General features: G+C 47.2%; 1 protein-coding gene. It reads right to left on the reverse strand.

Annotation, left to right across the window (positions count from 1 at the left end):
* Positions 1 to 1,074 (reverse strand): tRNA lysidine(34) synthetase TilS (gene tilS, locus R7O12_RS26150; RefSeq protein ID WP_318126973.1); only part of this gene is annotated, 1,074 nt, incomplete at its 3' end.
* Positions 1,075 to 1,145: the final 71 nt, after the last annotated feature.

Below are 1,145 nucleotides of genomic sequence, written 5' to 3' on the forward strand. Positions count from 1 at the left end.
CAGCGAAATATTTGGCTGATGAGCACCCGAACTAAGCGTTAACGTCCCCAAACGCTCTGGTAAAATCAGTGGCTCATCGATTTGGATATGGCCTTGCCAACTCGTCACATCGGCATGAGGCGTAACCCAGTACAATTTGTTTTGGAAGCGTCGGATCTCTCCTTGTTTGAGTTTAAGCTTTGGATTGGCATCTTGTTGCGCCAATGCCACTTCTTGCCAAATCAAGCGCAATTGAGTTTGACTCGGCATATTGGCATTCAGTTTACTCAACCACATACGAATCAAACGCGCTTGCGCTAATTCACTATGGATAGCTAACTCATCAATACTTAAGCTCAAATCCGCCTGTAGAGCACGCGCAAACACCGAACCTAGGAGCTCATCCAATAACGCTTCTTGCTGAGCACATAAGCTTGCGCTTCGTTGCACCGCTTGATGAATACTCGGCCAACGCTCAGACAACTCAGGGACGATACGATGACGTAAAAAATTTCGATCGTAGCGCGTGTCTTGGTTACTTTCGTCTTCTACCCATTCCAAACCAATGTTCTTCGCCGTCGCTTCTATCTGCTCGCGCTTGGTGTTAAGTAGCGGACGAACTAATGTGCCACCAGCAAACGGCATAGTTTCTGCCATCGAAGATAAACCCTTAGGTCCACTTCCACGTTTCAACGCGAGTAAAAAGGTTTCGACTTGGTCGTCGGCATGCTGACCTGTTAGCAATAAGTCGCCACGATTGATATGACGAGCCAGAGCTTCATAGCGCGCTTCACGTGCCAGCAATTCAATGCTCTCACCACTATTGGTGTCTAGGTTCACACGCTCTACCGAGCACGAAATACCTGCTTGTTTCGCCCATACTTGACACTTATCGGCCCAAATGTCCGCATTTTCACTCAAACCATGATGAACATAAACCGCGTGGCAAGAGAGGGAGTTTTCTTCTCGATAACGGCGAAGTAACTCAAGTAACAAGCGCGAGTCCACACCACCACTAAACGCGACAACGACCTTCGTTTGAGGCTGATAATAGGTGTTCAATACATGAGAAAACTGCTGGTAAAGCGATTCCATAAGCGATCCGATAGGTACAAAAAAGGGTTGGACATTGTCCAACCCTTTCTATTTTATCCGTTATCTCGCGA

This window comes from Vibrio sp. Vb1574 (assembly GCF_033338675.1).